At 64.8% G+C, this 17,599-nt stretch carries 18 protein-coding genes, 1 tRNA gene and 1 pseudogene; 12 read left to right on the forward strand and 8 right to left on the reverse strand.

The window, feature by feature from the left end:
* The first annotated feature begins 106 nt into the window (after positions 1-106).
* A pseudogene (locus MU558_RS18320) lies at positions 107-1,409 on the forward strand (IS4 family transposase).
* A gap of 489 nt (positions 1,410-1,898) precedes the next feature.
* Positions 1,899-2,384 (forward strand): hypothetical protein, encoded by a 486-nt coding sequence (locus MU558_RS18325; RefSeq protein WP_246970534.1) that lies wholly within the window; start codon positions 1,899-1,901, stop codon positions 2,382-2,384.
* A 278-nt stretch (positions 2,385-2,662) separates the two neighbouring features.
* Here the strand turns inward: MU558_RS18325 and MU558_RS18330 are convergent.
* Positions 2,663-2,733: transfer RNA gene (locus MU558_RS18330), tRNA-Pro, on the reverse strand.
* A 41-nt stretch (positions 2,734-2,774) separates the two neighbouring features.
* The gene (locus MU558_RS18335) at positions 2,775-3,836 is read right to left on the reverse strand and encodes a succinylglutamate desuccinylase/aspartoacylase family protein (protein WP_246970537.1); all 1,062 of its coding nucleotides are present in this window, start codon (positions 3,834-3,836) and stop codon (positions 2,775-2,777) included.
* 157 nt (positions 3,837-3,993) lie between these two features.
* Between MU558_RS18335 and MU558_RS18340 the strand changes: the two genes are divergently transcribed.
* The 5 genes from MU558_RS18340 to MU558_RS18360 all read left to right on the forward strand — a co-directional run bounded on the left by MU558_RS18340 (position 3,994) and on the right by MU558_RS18360 (position 8,391).
* Complete coding sequence (locus tag MU558_RS18340; protein ID WP_246970539.1) at positions 3,994-4,914, forward strand: alpha/beta fold hydrolase; 921 nt, start codon at positions 3,994-3,996, stop codon at positions 4,912-4,914.
* An 85-nt stretch (positions 4,915-4,999) separates the two neighbouring features.
* Positions 5,000-5,587, forward strand: coding sequence for a flavodoxin domain-containing protein (locus tag MU558_RS18345; protein WP_246970542.1), 588 nt, complete (start codon positions 5,000-5,002; stop codon positions 5,585-5,587).
* A gap of 72 nt (positions 5,588-5,659) precedes the next feature.
* Positions 5,660-6,367, forward strand: coding sequence for a DUF2270 domain-containing protein (locus MU558_RS18350; RefSeq protein WP_246970544.1), 708 nt, complete (start codon positions 5,660-5,662; stop codon positions 6,365-6,367).
* A gap of 76 nt (positions 6,368-6,443) precedes the next feature.
* Positions 6,444-8,060, forward strand: a complete 1,617-nt coding sequence (locus tag MU558_RS18355) for a 2-oxo acid dehydrogenase subunit E2 (RefSeq protein WP_246970547.1) — start codon at positions 6,444-6,446, stop codon at positions 8,058-8,060.
* Between the two features lie 103 nt (positions 8,061-8,163).
* Positions 8,164-8,391 carry a DUF7860 family protein gene (locus MU558_RS18360; protein ID WP_246970550.1) on the forward strand — a complete coding sequence of 76 codons (228 nt, stop codon included), beginning with the start codon at positions 8,164-8,166 and terminating at the stop codon, positions 8,389-8,391.
* Between the two features lie 33 nt (positions 8,392-8,424).
* On the opposite strand, the gene MU558_RS18365 is transcribed toward MU558_RS18360, so the two are convergent.
* The 4 genes from MU558_RS18365 to MU558_RS18380 all read right to left on the reverse strand — a co-directional run bounded on the left by MU558_RS18365 (position 8,425) and on the right by MU558_RS18380 (position 12,176).
* Positions 8,425-9,426 (reverse strand): NAD(+)/NADH kinase, encoded by a 1,002-nt coding sequence (locus tag MU558_RS18365; protein WP_246970553.1) that lies wholly within the window; start codon positions 9,424-9,426, stop codon positions 8,425-8,427.
* Positions 9,427-9,442: 16 nt separating this feature from the next.
* Positions 9,443-10,447, reverse strand: a complete 1,005-nt coding sequence (locus MU558_RS18370; protein ID WP_246970556.1) for an alpha-ketoacid dehydrogenase subunit beta — start codon at positions 10,445-10,447, stop codon at positions 9,443-9,445.
* Positions 10,444-11,490 (reverse strand): thiamine pyrophosphate-dependent dehydrogenase E1 component subunit alpha, encoded by a 1,047-nt coding sequence (locus MU558_RS18375; protein WP_246970557.1) that lies wholly within the window; start codon positions 11,488-11,490, stop codon positions 10,444-10,446. The genes MU558_RS18370 and MU558_RS18375 overlap by 4 nt, the downstream gene beginning before the upstream one ends.
* Positions 11,491-11,729: 239 nt before the next feature.
* Entirely contained in the window at positions 11,730-12,176 is a 447-nt protein-coding gene (locus tag MU558_RS18380; RefSeq protein WP_246970559.1) for a dCTP deaminase/dUTPase family protein, read from the reverse strand.
* A gap of 245 nt (positions 12,177-12,421) precedes the next feature.
* On the opposite strand from MU558_RS18380, the gene MU558_RS18385 reads away from it, so the two are divergent.
* From MU558_RS18385 to MU558_RS18395, 3 genes are all read left to right on the forward strand, one after another.
* Positions 12,422-13,861 (forward strand): aldehyde dehydrogenase family protein, encoded by a 1,440-nt coding sequence (locus MU558_RS18385; RefSeq protein WP_246970561.1) that lies wholly within the window; start codon positions 12,422-12,424, stop codon positions 13,859-13,861.
* Between the two features lie 109 nt (positions 13,862-13,970).
* Positions 13,971-14,177, forward strand: a complete 207-nt coding sequence (locus MU558_RS18390; protein WP_246970563.1) for a TOBE domain-containing protein — start codon at positions 13,971-13,973, stop codon at positions 14,175-14,177.
* Between the two features lie 89 nt (positions 14,178-14,266).
* Positions 14,267-14,974 carry an O-methyltransferase gene (locus MU558_RS18395; RefSeq protein WP_246970564.1) on the forward strand — a complete coding sequence of 236 codons (708 nt, stop codon included), beginning with the start codon at positions 14,267-14,269 and terminating at the stop codon, positions 14,972-14,974.
* A 111-nt stretch (positions 14,975-15,085) separates the two neighbouring features.
* Here MU558_RS18395 and MU558_RS18400 read toward each other — a convergent pair whose 3' ends face one another.
* Both MU558_RS18400 and MU558_RS18405 read right to left on the reverse strand, forming a co-directional pair.
* Positions 15,086-15,523 carry a hypothetical protein gene (locus MU558_RS18400; RefSeq protein WP_246970566.1) on the reverse strand — a complete coding sequence of 146 codons (438 nt, stop codon included), beginning with the start codon at positions 15,521-15,523 and terminating at the stop codon, positions 15,086-15,088.
* Between the two features lie 96 nt (positions 15,524-15,619).
* Positions 15,620-16,414: a creatininase family protein gene (locus MU558_RS18405; protein ID WP_246970568.1), complete on the reverse strand. Its 795-nt coding sequence runs from the start codon at positions 16,412-16,414 to the stop codon at positions 15,620-15,622.
* A gap of 150 nt (positions 16,415-16,564) precedes the next feature.
* Here MU558_RS18405 and nikR point away from each other — a divergent pair, with 150 nt between their 5' ends.
* Positions 16,565-16,993, forward strand: coding sequence for a nickel-responsive transcriptional regulator NikR (gene nikR, locus MU558_RS18410; RefSeq protein ID WP_246970570.1), 429 nt, complete (start codon positions 16,565-16,567; stop codon positions 16,991-16,993).
* Positions 16,994-17,179: 186 nt separating this feature from the next.
* A complete protein-coding gene (locus MU558_RS18415; protein WP_246970573.1) occupies positions 17,180-17,557 on the forward strand; it encodes a cupin domain-containing protein in 378 nt (125 codons plus the stop codon).
* Positions 17,558-17,599: the final 42 nt, after the last annotated feature.

Genomic DNA, 17,599 nt, shown 5'->3' on the forward strand with positions numbered 1-17,599 from the left:
GTAGATGGCAAGTTCGACGGGCATCCGTCTTTAGCTAAGCCAAGAACCGCATGACAGCGGCGGCTTATCGGAGTTGCTTTTCGGAAGGAATGAGGAGGTGACAGCTGTGCACACCGAAACCTCCTCACGTCACATTGAACGCCGTCTCACTAACCTCCTTCCCTCTGAAGCGCTCGAAGACCACGCCGATGCCGTCGGCGTGGTCGAGCGCGAGGGGAAGCTTCAGCTCCCGCCACTTGTCTGGTCGTTTGCGTTCGGCTTCGCCGCAGGCGAAAGCCGAACGCTTGCGGCCTTCAGACGTACCTACAACTCTACCGCTGACGAGTCACTTTCTCCGGGCGGCTTCTACCAGCGGTTGACTCCGACGCTCGCAGAGTACCTCCGCGACCTCGTCGAATACGGGTTCGACGAGGTCGCTGTCCTCACACCGTCTCTGATGAGTTCGACCGGTTTCGGACGTGATGGTCGCTGATGGAACCGTCCTGCGGTTGCACGAGTTGCTCTCTGAAGCGTACAAAGCACGTCACGAGGAGCAGGCTGGAGCGAAGCTCCACCTGCTCCACAACGTCACTGACCAGACAGTCGAACATTTCAACGTCACAGACGAGAAAACGCACGACAGCACGTTGTTTAACACAGGATCGTGGCTGGAAGGACGGCTAGCGATCTTCGACCTCGCCTATTTCAAGTACCGGCGGTTCGCGTTGATCGACGAGAACGACGGCTACTTCGTGAGCCGACTGAAAAAGAGCGCGAACCCGGTTGTAACGGAGGAATTACGGGAATGGCGCGGCCGCGCCATTCCCTTAGAAGGCGAGAAGATCTTCGACATCGTGGATGATCTCTCCCGGAAGTACATCGACGTGGAAGTCGAGGTCGAGTTTGACCGACGAGAGTACGCGGGCACGCAGTCACGTGATACGAAACGGTTCCGCGTCGTCGGCGTCCGCAACGAGGACGCCGACGACTACCATCTGTACATCACGAACCTTTCTCGGGAAGAGTTTCTCCCGGCCGATCTAGCGACGATCTACCGATGTAGATGGGAAGTAGAGCTGTTGTTCCGTGAACTGAAGACGCAGTACGAACTGGACGAGTTCGACACGACGAAGAAGCACATCGTAGAGATTCTGCTGTACGCAGCGTTGTTATCCTTGGTCGTGAGTCGTGATTTACTCGGTCTGGTCATAGAGCACGCTGATGATGGGATCGTGTTTCCGCCGGAACGCTGGGCGGCGACCTTTCGGTCGCACGCCCAGCTCATCCTCCGCGAACTGAGAGAGTATCTCGCCTACTCACCGCCGCCACTGCTACAACGACTGATCGAAGACGCTCAGAAGATCCACAGGCAACGACCAATCCTGCAAGAACAGCTCGCTACTACCATCCAACCGGCTGCTGAGGCTTAGCTAAAGACCAATGTTCGACGGGTGACTGCTCCACCGAGGAAGAGGATCGAGAAGAGACCGGATGGGTCGATAAGTTGGTCGACGTCGTACTCGAAGTTCTCGGTCTCTTTTAGGATTTCCCGCTGATCGAGTACAGTGACCGCGCTGAGTACCGTCCGTAGCGTGACCGCCGTTCGTCCGAATCGTCCGATCCTCGAGCGCACGCCGGACGTCGTCGGTTGCCTGGCAGGCGGGGGAGCAATCAGGTTCCCGCTCTGGACGTTCTAGCGGGGACTTACCTTCTCAGGCACCTCTGAGACTGATTTCGCAAACCGAAACGGCTAATTATGTATCTATATCATCACTAATCATCACGTCAACAGAATCCAGCCCACACGGTGACGGCCTGCTAGTCGCTCTCCTTGCAGCCCCCAACACCATCGTTAGCGGGCCGCTCGAAGCAGTTGAACTAGCCGCGTATTGGCCGCTTCGAGAAAAGAACGACTAGCGATGGCGGAGAGCGTACCGGCTCTGATACTGTTCTTCGCGATTCCCGTCGGGATGGTCGGGTTTCTGGTCTGCCACGAGTTCGGGCATGCACTGCCGATCCTGCTGACGGGCGGACGAGCACACATTACGATCGGGAGCCCCGACGGTCAGACAGCGACCATCGGACGGCTCTCACTCACCGTCGGGATAGACGGGATTTCGAGTCTCTTTCGGTACGGTACCTGCCAGTCGAGTGGCGTAGACTCGACTTTCGTTCGGGCTATCGGTATTCTCGGTGGACCGCTCGTGACCGGGAGTATCGTCTGTGCCCTCGGCGGCATCCTGTTGCGTGGTGTCGACGGCGTGCCGTTTTGGGTCGTGGTGAACCTCCTCCTTAGCGAGGGATACAGAGCATACCAGACGATTGTACCGAAAACGTACACACAGGGGCCGTACGAAGGCCTGGCAAGTGACGGAAAACGGTTCCTCCAATTACTGCAATCGTAGAACGACGAATCTACGCCCTGTACTTACCGTTCACTACGGAATCCAATGAGCCTCTGGCCGATTCCACGACACACGTTCTCTCCTAACTGGTGTCCTGAGACTATCTGACAACAGCCAGTGCATACTCGATCGCGTCTCGACGGCTGTCGTCAGCGACGACCGCGTCTCGCGTGCGATCGATGGCTGAACCGTGTTGTCCGGCAGCACGAAACCAAGAATCGAATGCGGCGGTCTCGAGGAGACGAACGGCCAAGAGTTGAACACGTAGAGAATCTGTATGGGACCGCCGAGAGTCGAACTCGGGTCCTACGGACCCCATCCGCAGAGGATACCACTACCCCACGGTCCCGCATCAGAAACGACGAGTGTGTTCCCTTTAAGGGTGTCGTTTCACTGGCGGGCTGTCACGAGTTCCCCCTCGTCGCGGACTGCCATACTCGCGACGGGATCGTTCTCGTAGACGACTGGCGGCCGTCGGCCGAGGACGTAGCCGTCGTGCTCGCTCTCGAGCGTCTCGAGGACCTCGCCGTGTGGGTCGACGACGTCCGCGACGGGATCGCTGGCTGCGATCACGTCGCCGGCTGCGACCTGGTGGCGAACGAACCCCGACCGTGACGCGTGCGGGCCGACGTACCGCCGTACCGGAAACTCGACCGGAGCCTCGAGTTCGTGTGACGTGTCGATCCGGCTGGGGACCGCCTCGAGCATCCCCAGGCCGACCATCGCTCGATACGCGGCCGCGACGCCTGCCGCCCGGTTTTCCTCCTCGACGACGTCGAAACTGCCGAGCTCGAGCGTTAGCGCGGGGATGCCGGCGTCGTTCAGGACGGCCCCCGCAGTCGAGCGGTGGAGGTTCCGGTCTTCGTACTCCGCCGTGGGATACTCGGTGACGAGCGGAAGGTCCACCGTACGCGCGAGGTAGTCGAGTCGCGCCGCGAGTGTCCGGGCCGTCTCCTCGTCGCGCTGGGTGCCGTAGAGGACCCGATCCCGGATGACGAAGGGCATCGAGCCGACCTGTGCGGTGTGGAAGTCGAGCAGTGCGTCCGCGGAGTCGACGATGGCGTCGTAGAGCCGCCGGTCGATCAGTTCCTGGACGCGCCGGGGGCGCACCCGGTCGGCCGTCGAGTCCGGGAAGAACCGATTCGGATCGTCGTCGTGGTAGTACGACGTCCGCTCGAGTCGACGAAGTCCCGCGGGGTTGCACGTCGGAACGCAGACGACGGTGCCGGCGAGCCCGTCGGGAACGCCGTCGGCGAGGACGTCCTGTACTGCCGCGATTCCCGTCATCTCGTTGCCGTGGACGCCGCCGGTGATCCACAGCGTCGGCCCGGCGCGCTCACCGCGAGCGACGATCACGGGCAGGCGTTCCGTCCCGCCCGTCGGCAGGTCGGCTACCTCCAGGTAGCCGGTCGCGCACTCTCCTCGAGAAACTGCTGCCGTCCCGATCTCCATGCCATTCGAACGCGTACCAGGAGTCAAAACTCCTGCGTTCGTCCGCCCGAGCGACGGCCGGTGGCGATTCGACCGCTCGCGTCGGCTCGCGACTCGAGTCGCGGAACGTTCGAATGCCAACCCGTCGTTTGATCGTCCGTGCGAGCGACGTGTTGGCATGGACAGTCACGACATCACGGCCGACGACGGAACGCGACTCAACCTCTGGGAACGGTCACCGCCGGACCCCGACGCGGCGGTGGTGTTCCTCCACGGTGCGCTGACCTGTTCTCGCGCCCTGTTCGCGCCGCCGGTCCCCGGTGACGATTCGTACTCGTGGCTCCACGCCGCCGCCGAGGAGCGGGCCGCGTTCGCACTCGACGTCCGCGGGTACGGGGACAGCGAGCGACCGCCGGAGTTCGACGAGCCACCGGAGGCGAACGACCCGCCGGTACGTGCGAACGACGCGAAACAGGACGTCAGGGCAGCCTACGAGTACGTCGCCGATCGACACGAGACGGTCCACCTCGTGGGCGTCTCGTGGGGGACGATGACCGGTGGCGTCTTCGCGAGCGAGAACGATCCCGACCTCGCCTCGCTGACGCAGTGTGCGCCCGTCTACCTGCCGGCCTACGAGTTCGAAGCGGGCCTCGCAGCGCTGGGCCTCGAGCCGGACCTCGACGCGTACGTCGTCGAGACGAGAGCGGCGGTCGAGGATCGCAAGGGAGACGAGGACGACGAGGAGCTGTTCGAGGCGGTGTGGCGGACGCAAGTCGAGTCGGGACAGGGCATCGACGGCGAGGACGCCTACGTGGCCCAGACGGGTGCGTTCGCGGACGTCCGGGACGCCTGTGACGGGACGCCTCCCTACGACGCGAGCGAGATCGACGTCCCGACGCTGGTCGTTCGCGGCTCGGCCGACGTGATCTCGAGTCGCGAGGACGCGACCCGGCTGTACGACGACCTCGAGGTCGCAGGCGATCGGGCGGTGTACACGGAACTCGACGGCGGCGACCACTACGTCATGCACGGCTCGCGGCGACGCGCGCTGTACGACGCCGTGTCGTCGTTCCACGCGCGGGCAGAACGGTTGCAGTGAGACGAACCGGGTGCGTTCTCGAGACCCGCAATCGTGGCGCGGCTGACGGTTTATCTGGGCTGACGTCGTAGCCGTATCCAGACACATGCTATCGTTTCTCGTCTGCTACGGCTCCAGCGAAGGCCAGACGGCGAAGGTCGCCGATCGCATCGTCGAAACGCTCGCAAAGCGCGGTCACGACGCCACGGCCGTCGACGCCAGCGAGCGTCCGTCGGATCTCGCGATCGACGACGTCGACGCGATCCTCGTCGGAGCGTCGGTCCATGCAGGCAGACACCAGTCGTCGGTTCGCAAGTTCGTCACGTCGAACCGCGACGTGCTGGCCGCGGAACCGACGGCCTTCTTCCAGGTGTCGCTGTCGTCCGCCGACGAGAAACACGAGAGGCAGGCGCAGGCGGCCGGCTACGTCGACGAGTTCGTCGAGGACACCGGGTGGCACCCCGACCGGATCGGCCTCTTCGGTGGTGCGTTGCGCTACTCGGAGTACGGCTTTCTCAAGCGCCTGGTCATGAAACAGATCGCCAGACGTACCATGCCGGACGTGGACACGTCGAGCGACGTCGAGTTCACGGACTGGGACGAGGTCGAGGCGTTCGCCGCCGACGTCGCCGCGTTCGTCGAGGGCCGCCTCGGCGTCACGCCGCCAGCGTCCGACGCGCGAGACGAGGAGTGAGCGCGGTGCGCTCGAGGGGCGTGAAAGCGGATCGCTGCGAGTCGCTTTTGCTGTCGGCGGCGTAAGAGGTTCATGGACGACGACGAGACGTTCGACCCCGAAACGAGAGCGGCCCGTGAAGTGGCTGCAGACGCGGGACAGAAGTCGACGGACTTTCTCTCGCTGCTTCCACACTACTACCGCGGGGAGGTGAGCCAGATGTCGACGCAGATCGGTCGACTCGACCTCACGATCGACTGGGCCATCGGCGTAATCGCCGCCGTCCTCGCCCTGTCGTTCGCCTCGCAAGACAGTCCGCCCTACTTCCTGTTGATCGGCATGCTCGCGCTGACGATCTTTCTCGTGTTCGACGTCAGGCGATATCGGGCGTACGACGCGACGCGTTCGCGAGTCCGAATGATCGAGGAGAACGTATTCGCGAACGCGTTCAACCCGGAAGGATCGGTCCACCGGGAGTGGCGGCGTGAACTCGCCGACGACCTCCGAAAGCCCACCCTCAAGGTCTCCGGCCGGGAGGCGATGACCCGGCGGTTACAGCGGGTTTACTTTCCGCTGTTGACGATTTTGCTCGTCGCCTGGCTGTTTCGAATCACGTTCTTCGTTTCGGGCGAGCCGTGGTTCGAAACCGCGGCCGTGCCAGGGATCGCCGGAACTACCGTCGTCGCCGCCGTCGTGCTGTACTACCTCGGCATCCTGCTGGTGACCGTGTGGCCGACCGCCCGACAGGCCAAAGGAGAGTACTACGCCGTCGAACCGGGCGACTGGAAGCGAGACGAGTGAGTTCCTCCGTCGCGTCCGGCCGTCGAACGCCCGACGCATACGCTTTAGTAGCTTTGAGTCGAACGGACGTGTATTAATGTCATATATCATTCGAATGCCAAAACTTGGCCTCGAGATGCAACAGGGGACGCTCCTCGAGTGGGCGATCGAGGAGGGGGAGACAGTCGAGGAGGGAGAACTGATCGCAGAGATCGAATCCGAAAAGAGCATCGGTGAGGTCGAGGCGCGAGCGGACGGCATCCTGCGTCGAACCTACCTCGAGGAGGGCGAGACGGTCCCGCCGAGCACGCCGATCGGCATTCTGGCTCCCGAAGACGCCGACGTGTCCGACCTCGAGCAGGAAGTCGAGAGCGACCTCGAGGTCGACGCCGAGGCCGACGAAACACCCGAACCGGCCGAGTCGACAGCCACGGCGACAGAACCCGATGCGGGATCGGCAGACACCAGTGACGTAAAGGCGACGCCGCGTGCCAAACAGCGGGCCGACGAACTGGGCGTCGACCTCGCGACCATCGAGGGGACGGGCGTGCAGGGGGCTGTCACCGCCGAGGACGTCGAAGAGGCGCAGGCGGCGGGCGGCGACGGCGTCGAAGAGCGCGAACTGAGCGGGATGCGACGGACGATCGCCGATCGACTCGGCCAGAGTTACCGCGAGGCCGTCCACGTCACCGAACACCGAACGGCCGACGCGGCGGCGTTGCGTGCCGCTGCGACGGCGGCGTCCGACCAGCTCGAGGGGGACGTCTCGGTCACCGACGTCCTCCTGCGAGCGCTCTCCGCGACGCTGATCGAGCACCCCGAGTTCAACGCGACCTACGAGGACGGCGTCCATCGGATCTACGACGCCCAGCACGTCTGCATCGCCGTCGACGTCGAGGAGGGACTCGTCACGCCGGCGATGCGCGACGTCGAGTCGCTGTCGATCGACGAACTCGCCGACGAACGGCGGCGCGTCACCGACCTCGCGCTCGAGGGCGAGTACACGATGGACGACCTGCAGGGCGGGACGTTCACCGTCACGAACCTTGGCGTCCTCGGCGTGGAGTCGTTCGATCCGGTCATCAATCCCCCGCAGATCGCGATCCTCGGCGTCGACAGTCTCGAGGAGCGCGTCGTTCCGGGCGACGACGGCGAGCCCGCGGTGCGTCCGGTGCTCCCGCTCGACCTCTCGTTCGACCACCGGATCGTCGACGGTGCCGACGCTGCCCGGTTCCTCGCCACGCTCGTCGAGTACGTCGAGGAACCGTGGGACCTCTTCGAGGGCGTCACGCCGACCGAGGCGGCCGCAGTCACGCGCCCCGACCGGTCGGTGACGGCCTCGGCGGGGCCGGAGTTCACCGGGACGGTCTCGGCAGGATCGTTCGAGTACGAGTTCGCCCCCGAAGCGCAGTTCGGCGGCGGCGACGCCCCGACGCCCGTCGATCACTTCCTCGGCGCGTTCGCCGCCTGCCTCTCGGGAAGCATCGCCATCCAGGCGGACATCCGCGACGTCGACCTCGAGTCCGTCGACGTCGAGATGACCGGCGAGCCGGCGGAGGGGTCACTCGAGTCGGTCACCGTCGACGTCGAAATTGCGGCCGACGCGGACGACGACGTCCTCGGGCGGATCGTCGAAAACGGCGAACGGACGTGTCACGTCTCGGAACTGCTGCGCGAGGACCTCCCCGTCGACCTCGACTGGACGCGGGCGTGAGCGCACGATCAGAGTGATTCGCGTCGAGACGCGGCGAGTCAGGGGTGATATTTCCACTCGCTGGATAGCAATACTTACGGTATCGACCGTCGAGCCTATTGGCATGGGACGATACGGCACCCTCGATTATCCGACGTTGACGAAGCGCGGACTGCTGCTCGGACTGGGGTTGTTCGTCGTCGGCGTAGGCGGTGCGATGATCGGGAACGCGTACTTCGAATCGATCCCGGCGTGGGAACAGACGCTGTTTTTCGACCTGGCAGTCGGCGGTCTCCTCGTCGGCTTTCTCTCGCCGCTGCTCTTCGGAGTCGTGTTGCCGCTCACCGAGTGACCTCGAGATCGGATCGAAACGGGACGACTGCGGTCACTCGAGTCGATCCGTTCGCAACGCACCTTCTGCAGCCACGAATACGGCGTCGACGTCGACGATTCTGGGGCCGTCGTCGATCGGTGCAACGTCGACGACCGCGTTCTGGAGTTCGAGTTCGCGCTCGCCGTCGACCGAGAGGACGCCGCGATCGACCTCGAATCGCGTCGACTCGTCGGCCGCGAGCGGTCGCCACTCCTCGACGCCGACGCGCTCGACTACGCCGGGGGCGACGATCGCCTGTACCGTCTCCGCGGCGGTCTCCGGCGGCCCGAGTCGGAAGCCGACGCCGCCGGGCGTTCCGGGACGGTGGGTCGTGAGCGCGCCGGCGACGCTCGAGAGGCCGATTTCGGCGGAGAACGCTCGAGAGACGACGCCACCGACGACCGTCGATGGGTCGAGGATCGCGCGGGTGCCGACGAACTCCACGTCGAGGACGCCGAGCGTCGCCAGCCCCTGGAGTCGACTCTCGCCCGTCGGCGTGTCGGCGACCGCCTCTACCATTCCGTGGTCGATGCTGACCGCGTCGGGATCGACCGCCTCGGTCGCGATCAGCGCCGCCGCCGCACCCGCGACCGTCCCGTCGACCGCCGTCGGCACGACGTTGTTCGTCCCGGTCGAGACGCTCACGAGTGGGACGTCGCCGACCTCGTGGGCGACGTCGCGGTTCGTCCCGTCCCCGCCGAGGACGACCACGACGTCGGCCTCGTCCCGAAAGCGCGCGGCGGCACGACGCGTGTCCGCCGGGCCCCCCTCGACGGAGATCTCGAGTAAGTCCGCCGTCACCGCCGCTGGGGCCTCCGAGACGGCGTGGGCACCGATCCCAGCGCTGTCCGGCATCACCGCGAGCGTGCACTCGTCCGCTGCAACGCCCACGCCAGCGGCCACGCATTCGGCGATTCGTCGCTTCGAGTAGTCGTCGACGACGCTCGCACCGCCGGTCAGCCGACGAATGTCACGCCCTGCTGCGGGGTTGACGACGAGTCCAATGGTTGCCACGGTGAAAACGCCTGGGTCAGACGATCCGGTTGATGGCGTTTTCGACGTCGGCCCCGCTGGGAAGGACCTCCTCCTCGAGCGGCGGACTGAACGGAATGTGCGTGTCTGGCGTTCCGACTCGCTGGACGGGCGCGTCGAGGCTGAAGAATCCCTCCTCCATGGCCCGCGTCGCGATTTCCGCGTGGGTGCCGTAGGAGAGCGGACTCTCGTCGGCGACGACGAGTCGGCCCGTCTTCTCCAGACTCGAGACGATCGTGTCGGTGTCGAGTGGGTACAGCGACCGGAGGTCGATGACTTCGACGTCGACGTCGCCCTCGAGGTCGTCCGCGACGCCGAGCGATTCGCCGACGAGGCGCTGGGTCGCGACGACGGTGACGTCGTCGCCGGTGCGTTCGACCGACGCCTCGCCGATCGGGATCGTGAACTCCTCGTCGACCGGGACCTCGCCGCTGTCCTCGTAGATCATCTTGTTCTCGAAGAAGAACACCGGGTCGTTCGACCGGATGCTCGACTTCAGCAGTCCCTTGGCGGCCGCCGGCGTTCCCGGCGCGACCGCCTTGAGGCCGGGGAAGTGTGCGATCCAGGTGTGGATGGTCCCCGAGTGCTGGCTCGCGGCACCCATCCCGCCGCCCTCGGTGGTTCGGACGGTCACGGGCATCTCGATCTTCCCGCCGAACATGTAGCGCATCTTCGCCATCTGGTTGATGATCTGCTCGGCGGCGACGCCCAGGAAGTCCGAGAACATGATCTCGATGACCGGGCGCGTGCCGGTCGCGGCCGCCCCGGTGCCGAGACCTGCGAGTCCGGCCTCGCTGATCGGCGAGTCGACGATCCGCTTTTCCCCGAACTCCTCCAGAAGGCCGTCGGTGACGCCGAGGACGCCGCCCATGACGCCGACGTCTTCGCCCATCACGAAGACGTCCTCGTCTCGCTCGAGTTCCTCGCGGAGGGCCTGGTTGATCGCCTCGCGTACGGTCATCCGATCGGTCGCTTCGGTCTCGAGTTCTGCGTGTGCTGTCATCGGTCGTCACCTCGCTCGCCGCCGTCGGCGCGGAACTGCGCCGCGAAGTGCTGTATTTCGGGTGCCGGTTCCGCGAACATGTCCTCGTAGGCCTCGTCCGGTTCCGGCGTCGGTGCCTCTCGCGCGTGCTCGACCGCCTCGTCGACGGCCGTCGCGATCTCCTCGCGGAGTTGCTCGAACTCCTCGTCGGTGAGTTCGTCGCGGTCGACGAGTCGCTGTTTGAACGTCTCGATCGGGTCGTCCTCGCGCTGCCAGCGCTCGACCTCGTCGTCGGTGCGGTACTCCTCTTCGTCGCCGACGAAGTGGCCACGATAGCGGTACGTCTTCGCCTCGATCAGCGTGGGGCCGTCGCCGGCGTCGGCCCGGTCTCGGGCCTCGGCGACGGCCTCGTACACCGCCGTCACGTCCATCCCGTCGATCGTGAACCCGGGGATGTCGTAGGCGTGGGCGGTGTCGCTCAGGTTCTCGACGTTGTGTTGTTTCTCGACAGGCGTCCCCTCGCCGTACTGGTTGTTCTCGACGACGTAGACGACCGGAAGGTCCCACGTGGCCGCCATGTTGATCGCCTCGTGGACCTGCCCCTGAGCGATGCCGCCGTCGCCACAGAACGCCAGCGCGACCTGGTCGCGGTCGTCGTACTGGATGCTAAACGCTGCGCCGGTCGCCAGCGGCGGTCCGGCACCGACGATGCCGTTTGCGCCCAGCATGCCGGCGTCGACGTCCGCGATGTGCATCGAACCGCCTTTCCCCTTGCAGTAGCCCTCGCGTTTCCCGTACAGTTCGGCCATCATCCGCTCCGGGTCGAGTCCCTTCGCGAGACAGTGGCCGTGTCCCCGGTGCGTGCTGGTGATGTAGTCGTCCGGCTCGAGCGCCCCGATCGCGCCGACGGCGACCGCCTCTTCACCGATGTACGGGTGGACGAACCCTGGAATGTCGCCGTCGAGGAACCGCTTCTCGGCGGTCTCGTCGAACAGCCGGATCGTGAGCATTCGGCGCAGGGCCTCTTTGCGACCCTCCGGTTGCTCCATATCAATTGTTACCATTGTACATTATACGCTACCGCGCAAATGCAAATGTAGTTAATGGACGATCATCATGTATGTCCGGCCGGGAGACGGTTCCCGGACGAGTCGGGATCGTCCGTTCGACGCGACGGCCGCCACCAGAATATGTGCTGAACCGGCTTTGCAGACGGTCCAGAGCCGTACGACGAGTTCGAACGGCCGGTTCTCGTTCGAGCCGACACACTGGACGTCACCGTCGCGCCGGATGGCGGTTCCGGCTACGGTCGATCCACCGTCGCCGGCAATAACGTCGACACGCGCGCGTTCTCCTTGAGGCGAAGGCCGCCGTCGGCGACGGACAACGGCACCAGCGGCAGGTGGTCGAACACCCGCATCGATGGGTGCGAACCGCCACGTGCCAGCAGTTCGTGTCGCGGCTGTAAGAACAGCGGTTCTTCGACGTCAGTGACGAACTCGTTGTGCTGGATCACGTACTGGCCGCCCTCGAGATCCCACCACTCGTACTCGTCGTCCGGATTCCGTTTCGTCGTCGGGTGTGGCTCGAGGTCCGCGTCCTCGAGTTCGTCACCGCCGAAGTCGAGTCGGCCAGGCGCGACGACGTCGTAGATGGCGCTGACCGTGAGGTCGACGCCGTGGTCGTGAACCTGCGCGGGTTCGTAGACGAGGTTCTCGACGTGCTCGGAGACTGGATTGTCCGCGGACATCTCGCGTGTGATAACGATGTGGAAACTCAAAAAGTATCTGCTGGCGCGGACGGCGCGCCGATGCAAGCCGGGACGGATGAATCACTAGTTGTTTCATCTCCCGGATAGTGCGCCAAATTTGAAATCACATCTGGTTATATCATCAGATTAATGTCATAGAGTTTTATTTATCCGCAACTTGCTAGCTGTGGTACAGTAACTACCAGAATAGTTGGGTAGTATCCAACTGCTGAGCGAGATCGACCATGACAGACGAGCAAAACTACTCCCGCCTCTTCATCGGGGGCGAATACGTCGCTGCATCGTCCGACGAGCATCTCACGAGCACCGATCCCGCCACGGGCGAACCGATCGCCGAGGTGGCGGCCGGAACCGAAGCCGACGTCGACCGGGCGGTCGCGGCCGCGAGTGATGCGTTCTCGGCCTGGCGAACGAAGTCCCCGGTAGAGCGCGGGCGGATCGTCGAGCGAGTCGGCGCGATACTCCGGGAACGGACCGAGGAACTCGCACGCCTCGAGAGTCGCGATCAGGGCAAGCCGCTGTCACAGGCACGGCAGGACGTCGAGGGCGCCGCGCGGTACTTCGAGTACTACGGCGGTGCGGCGGACAAACTCGAGGGCGAGAGTATTCCGCTCGGCCACGAGTCGCTGAACCTCACCGTTCGCGAACCGTACGGCGTAAGCGCTCAGATCATCCCCTGGAACTTCCCACTCAACATCACGGCTCGCGGTGTAGCGCCAGCACTCGTCGCCGGCAACACCGTCGTGGTCAAACCCGCTCCGACGACGCCGCTTACGGCGCTGGAGCTGGCCGAGTGCTGCCGAGAAGCCGGCATCCCCGACGGCGTCGTAAACGTCGTCACCGGCGAGACCGAACCCGGCGCGGCGCTCACGGCACACGACGGCGTCGACACCATCACGTTCACCGGCAGCGTCCCGACGGGGCAGGCCGTCATGACGTCGGCGGCCGAGACGATCACGCCCGTCACGCTCGAACTCGGCGGAAAGAATCCGGCGATCGTCATGCCAGACGCCGACCTCGAGGAAGCGGTCGACTGGATCGCCACCGGCATCTTCACCAACGCCGGACAGATCTGTTCTGCCGCCGACCGCGCGATCGTCCACGAATCACGGTACGACGAGTTCGTCGACCACATCGTCGAGGTAGCCGAGTCGTACGACCTCGGCCCCGGCGTCGACGACCCGGACATGGGGCCGCTCAACCACGCCGCCCACCTCGAGAAAGTCAAGCGGTACATCGACGTCGGGACCCGCGAAGGAGCGACCCTCGAGTGTGGCGGCGAGGCGCTCGATCGCGAGGGTCACTTTGTCCCGCCGACGGTGTTCTCGGACGTCGACCCCGGGATGCGTATCGCGAACGAGGAGATTTTCGGCCCCGTCCTCGCCGTCATCCCGTTCTCGGACCGCGACGAGGCCGTCGAGATCGCAAACGACGTCGAGTTTGGCCTCACCGGCGGCGTTTTCTCGAGGGACGTCAAACGAGCGCTCCGGATCGCCCGCGACGTCGAGGCGGGAAGCGTGTACGTCAACGAGTGGTTCGGCGACTCGAATCAGACGCCGTTCGGCGGCTTCAAGAAGAGCGGTATCGGTCGAGAGAAGGGACTCGAGGCGCTGGATTCCTATCTCCAGACGAAGCACGTCTCGGTAAACCTCGCGGAGCACTGACGGCCGACACCCCTCGAGTCCAGGACGGTGGCGGCCGGGGCTGGCATTTGGCCAGGGCTGGCATTTCTGGGCAAATCGTTAACCCCGTGACTGAGATAGGAACCGTCGCATGACGCTGAGTGCACGAAACAGGCTCACCGGAACGGTACAGTCCGTCGAGACGAACGACCCGATTGCGGAAGTCGTCCTCGAACTGGACGACGGCCAGACCGTCGCCGCGATTATTACGAGCAACTCGGTCGACCGACTCGGACTGGCAGAAGGTGACGACGTCGACGCGGTGATCAAAGCGACGGAGGTACTGATCGACGCATAGCGATCCCACGCGAGCGAGACGGTGCAAAACCACGTAGCCGCCGTTCCGCCATCCGAAGGATTAGGTGGATCGGTGCCGCCGAGCCACGTATGAACGTTCTCACCGACGACGTCGCGCGGTTCGTTCGCGCGGTCGGACCCGACCCGGACGAGACGTTACTCGAGATGGACGAGCACGCGGCCGCCGAGGGGTTCCCCCACGTCGGCCCCGAGGTCGGCGGGTTCCTGCGACTGCTCGCCCGGTTGACCGACGCCGAGCGAATCTTCGAGTTCGGCTCGGGTTACGGCTACTCCGCCTACTGGTTCGCCGACGCGCTGCCCGACGACGGCGAGGTCGTCCTCACGGAGGTCGACGAGGACGAACTCGAGTTGGCCCGCGAGTACATGGCAAAGGGTGGCTACGACGACGTCGCGCGGTACGAACTCGGCGACGCACTCGAGACCGTCGACCGCTACGACGGTCCCTTCGACGTCGTCCTGATCGACCACCAGAAGTACCGGTACGTCGACGCCTTCGAGGCGGTCCGATCGAAGGTCCCCGTCGGCGGCGCGATCGTCGCCGACAACGCGATGCGGGCCGGCCCCATCCAGTTCGAGAAACTGCTCGAGATCGTCGAGAACGAGGCGAAAGCGAGACGCGGGCAGCGACCCGACGAGGACATCGAGGGCCCGGACGACGTCAACGAACACACCCGAGGCATCGCCGACTATCTCGAGGCGGTGACGGCGGATCCGGCCTTCGAGACGATCGCGTTGCCCCTCGGGGAGGGAATCGCGGTGAGCTATCGGATCGCCTGAGATCGACGAACTGGCGGCGATCCTCTCGAGTCGCGTGAAAACGACCGGAACTGGCGGTGCTCTCGACCGAACCTCGCCTGTATCACTTCCCAAGAGCCGAACCGCGACGCCCTAGAGGTCCAGGTCCTGGTCGAGGACCTGCTCTTCCGGCGACTCCGATCCCCGTTGTGCGCCGAGTTCGCGGAATCCGAGAAACGCCGTCGAGCCGCCGGCACCGAGGAGCATCGACCACGTCACGCCGTCGACGAGCGCGATCGTGGTGGCCCTCCCGCCGGGGGTGCTGGCCGCGACCGTCTCGAGGCCGACGAGGTACGCAAGCGAGAGGACGAGAAACGCACACCAGAGGCCGATCGAGAGGATCGCGAGTCGCTTCCTCGAGATCGTCCGTGCGTGCCGGGCGAGCGCGTAGACCCCGACCACAGCGAAGGACGTGGCGACGACAGTCCCCACTCCGGAGTCGAGAGACGGGTTCGTCGCGCCCGCTACGGCGAAAAAGCCGAGTGCCAGTGCGAGTCTGAACCGGTCCGAACGTTCGAGAGTCGGAATCACGTCGTCACCGATGTTGATGGGACGTGCACCCGGCCGTATAAATACCTGTTGGGTACCACGCTCGTCGGCTGCCGCCGGGCGTCGCTCGAGCCGCGGTCACCGCCTGCTTCCGGGCTGTGGATCGACGTGGGGGTCGGGAACCAGGTCGTCGAACGGCTGGTCGTCGAGCCACTCGAGCAGTGCCACGAGCTGGTCCGTCGCAGCCTCGAACAGCCGCTCGCCGATCTCGGGCGTCGCGTCGGTCTGGTCGCCGAAGACGCCGTTGTCGCTGATCTCCACGGAGTCGTACGAGACGCGCGCGCCGTGAAGGGTCGCCGGGACGTTCTCGAGGTCGGTCCGGCCGCCGTCGCGCGCGTCCTCGAGGCGCTCCTCTCGGACGAGGTCGCGGGCGATGTGCATGATCATCGCGGTCTCTTTCGGTCCGCCGTGGGGACCGGGCGTCTCGAAGACCTCGTCGATGAGATCGGGGATCGACTCGTCCCACATCCACTCGACGGCGTAGGCAGTGCCGTCGTCGCGCAGCCGACGGCCCACCTCGCGCAGGTGGTCGACGTTCCCCCCGTGGGCGTTGACGTAGACGATGCGGTCGATCCCATGGTAGGTGAGATTCCGCGAGAGGCTCTCGACGTAGTCCCGAAAGACCGGCGCGTCGACCCACGTCGTCCCGTGGAACTGCCGGTGGTGGGGACTGACGCCGACCGTCACGGGCGGCGTACAGAGGTGTCCCGTTCGGTCGGTCGCCGCGCGGGCGAGCGCCCGAGCGATCAGGTAGTCGGTCCCCTCGGGGAGGTGTGGCCCGTGCTGTTCGGTCGAGCCGAGCGGGACGACCGCGAGCGACTCGCCTGCGACGTACTCCTCGAGGTCTGGCCACGTCTCGTGGGCGAGATACATGCAGTGTGCGTGTGCCTCGTGGGAGAACGTCTTGTGCCTATCGGTACCAGTCGACGCCAGACGGCAGTGCCGTCTCTCTGACCGGGTCGAGAGCCGGCTCACAGCTCGCGTATGATAAGGGTTAATACTCGCACGGGCCCGAGTTGTTATATGGCAGTCGTCAGCGTCTCGATGCCGGACGAACTTCTCGAGCGGATCGACCAGTTCGCAGACGAGCACGGCTACACCGGCCGGAGCGAAGTCGTCAGGGAAGCTTCGCGAAATCTCCTGGGCGAGTTCGAGGACACCCGACTCGAGGATCGCGACCTGATGGGGATCGTCACGGTACTGTTCGACTACGAGACGACGAGCGTCGAGGAACGGATGATGCAACTCCGTCACGAACACGAGGAGCTGGTCGCCTCGAACTTCCACAGTCACGTCGGCAACCACTACTGTATGGAACTGTTCGTCCTCGAGGGGACGCTCGAGGACATCTCGACGTTCGTCGGCAAGATCCGGGCGACGAAAGACGCGCTGACCGTCGATTACTCGGTGATTCCCGTCGACGACTTCGATCCGATCGCCCACCAGGGCTGATACTGTCGGACAGCGCGATTCACACATCGATCGCACGCGAGACGCGATCGGGGCGGTCACTGACTGTTTTCCGGCCGTATGACTGTTGCCCGGTAGGACGAACGCGGCCTGCCGACGCCGGAGACGGACCGCAAACAGACAATAGTAGCGTGGTTTTACTATTTGCCCCTCGAAAAGGACGGTAGGATGTCGTACACGAAGGTCAACTACGAAGACGTCGAGCAGGTATCGAACGCGATGCACTTTCTCGGAGAGCCACTCGAGACCGAACAGGTCGGCGTGACGATCGCCCGCTGTGACCCCGGCTGGAACAGCAGGCCACACGACCACACCGACAACGACCACGAGGAGGTCTACGTCCTCATCGAGGGGAAGGCGACGGTCGTCGTCGACGGCGAAGCGGTCGAGATGGAGACCGGCGACGCGGTGTGGATCTCGCCGGAGTCGACGCGCCAGATCAAAAACGGCGACCGCGAGAGCGCGTTCGTCCTCGTCAGCGCGCCGAGTATCGGCGACGAGAACGCCGAGAGCGATGACTGGCCGTTCGTCGGCCTGACCGGGTAGAGCACGGTTGGAGGGGACGTAGCGGCCAGTCGTCGCTCTCGT

The organism is Natribaculum luteum, assembly GCF_023008545.1.
Classification (GTDB): Archaea; Halobacteriota; Halobacteria; order Halobacteriales; family Natrialbaceae; genus Natribaculum; species Natribaculum luteum.

Bases quoted from the DNA above. Each gene is read 5' to 3' on its own strand.
- MU558_RS18325 (WP_246970534.1), top strand. From the start codon at position 1,899: ATGGCGGAGAGCGTACCGGCTCTGATACTGTTCTTCGCGATTCCCGTC.
- MU558_RS18335 (WP_246970537.1), bottom strand. From the start codon at position 3,836: ATGGAGATCGGGACGGCAGCAGTTTCTCGAGGAGAGTGCGCGACCGGC.
- MU558_RS18340 (WP_246970539.1), top strand. From the start codon at position 3,994: ATGGACAGTCACGACATCACGGCCGACGACGGAACGCGACTCAACCTC.
- MU558_RS18345 (WP_246970542.1), top strand. From the start codon at position 5,000: ATGCTATCGTTTCTCGTCTGCTACGGCTCCAGCGAAGGCCAGACGGCG.
- MU558_RS18350 (WP_246970544.1), top strand. From the start codon at position 5,660: ATGGACGACGACGAGACGTTCGACCCCGAAACGAGAGCGGCCCGTGAA.
- MU558_RS18355 (WP_246970547.1), top strand. From the start codon at position 6,444: ATGTCATATATCATTCGAATGCCAAAACTTGGCCTCGAGATGCAACAG.
- MU558_RS18360 (WP_246970550.1), top strand. From the start codon at position 8,164: ATGGGACGATACGGCACCCTCGATTATCCGACGTTGACGAAGCGCGGA.
- MU558_RS18370 (WP_246970556.1), bottom strand. From the start codon at position 10,447: ATGACAGCACACGCAGAACTCGAGACCGAAGCGACCGATCGGATGACC.
- MU558_RS18375 (WP_246970557.1), bottom strand. From the start codon at position 11,490: ATGGTAACAATTGATATGGAGCAACCGGAGGGTCGCAAAGAGGCCCTG.
- MU558_RS18380 (WP_246970559.1), bottom strand. From the start codon at position 12,176: ATGTCCGCGGACAATCCAGTCTCCGAGCACGTCGAGAACCTCGTCTAC.
- MU558_RS18385 (WP_246970561.1), top strand. From the start codon at position 12,422: ATGACAGACGAGCAAAACTACTCCCGCCTCTTCATCGGGGGCGAATAC.
- MU558_RS18390 (WP_246970563.1), top strand. From the start codon at position 13,971: ATGACGCTGAGTGCACGAAACAGGCTCACCGGAACGGTACAGTCCGTC.
- MU558_RS18395 (WP_246970564.1), top strand. From the start codon at position 14,267: ATGAACGTTCTCACCGACGACGTCGCGCGGTTCGTTCGCGCGGTCGGA.
- MU558_RS18405 (WP_246970568.1), bottom strand. From the start codon at position 16,414: ATGTATCTCGCCCACGAGACGTGGCCAGACCTCGAGGAGTACGTCGCA.
- nikR (WP_246970570.1), top strand. From the start codon at position 16,565: ATGGCAGTCGTCAGCGTCTCGATGCCGGACGAACTTCTCGAGCGGATC.
- MU558_RS18415 (WP_246970573.1), top strand. From the start codon at position 17,180: ATGTCGTACACGAAGGTCAACTACGAAGACGTCGAGCAGGTATCGAAC.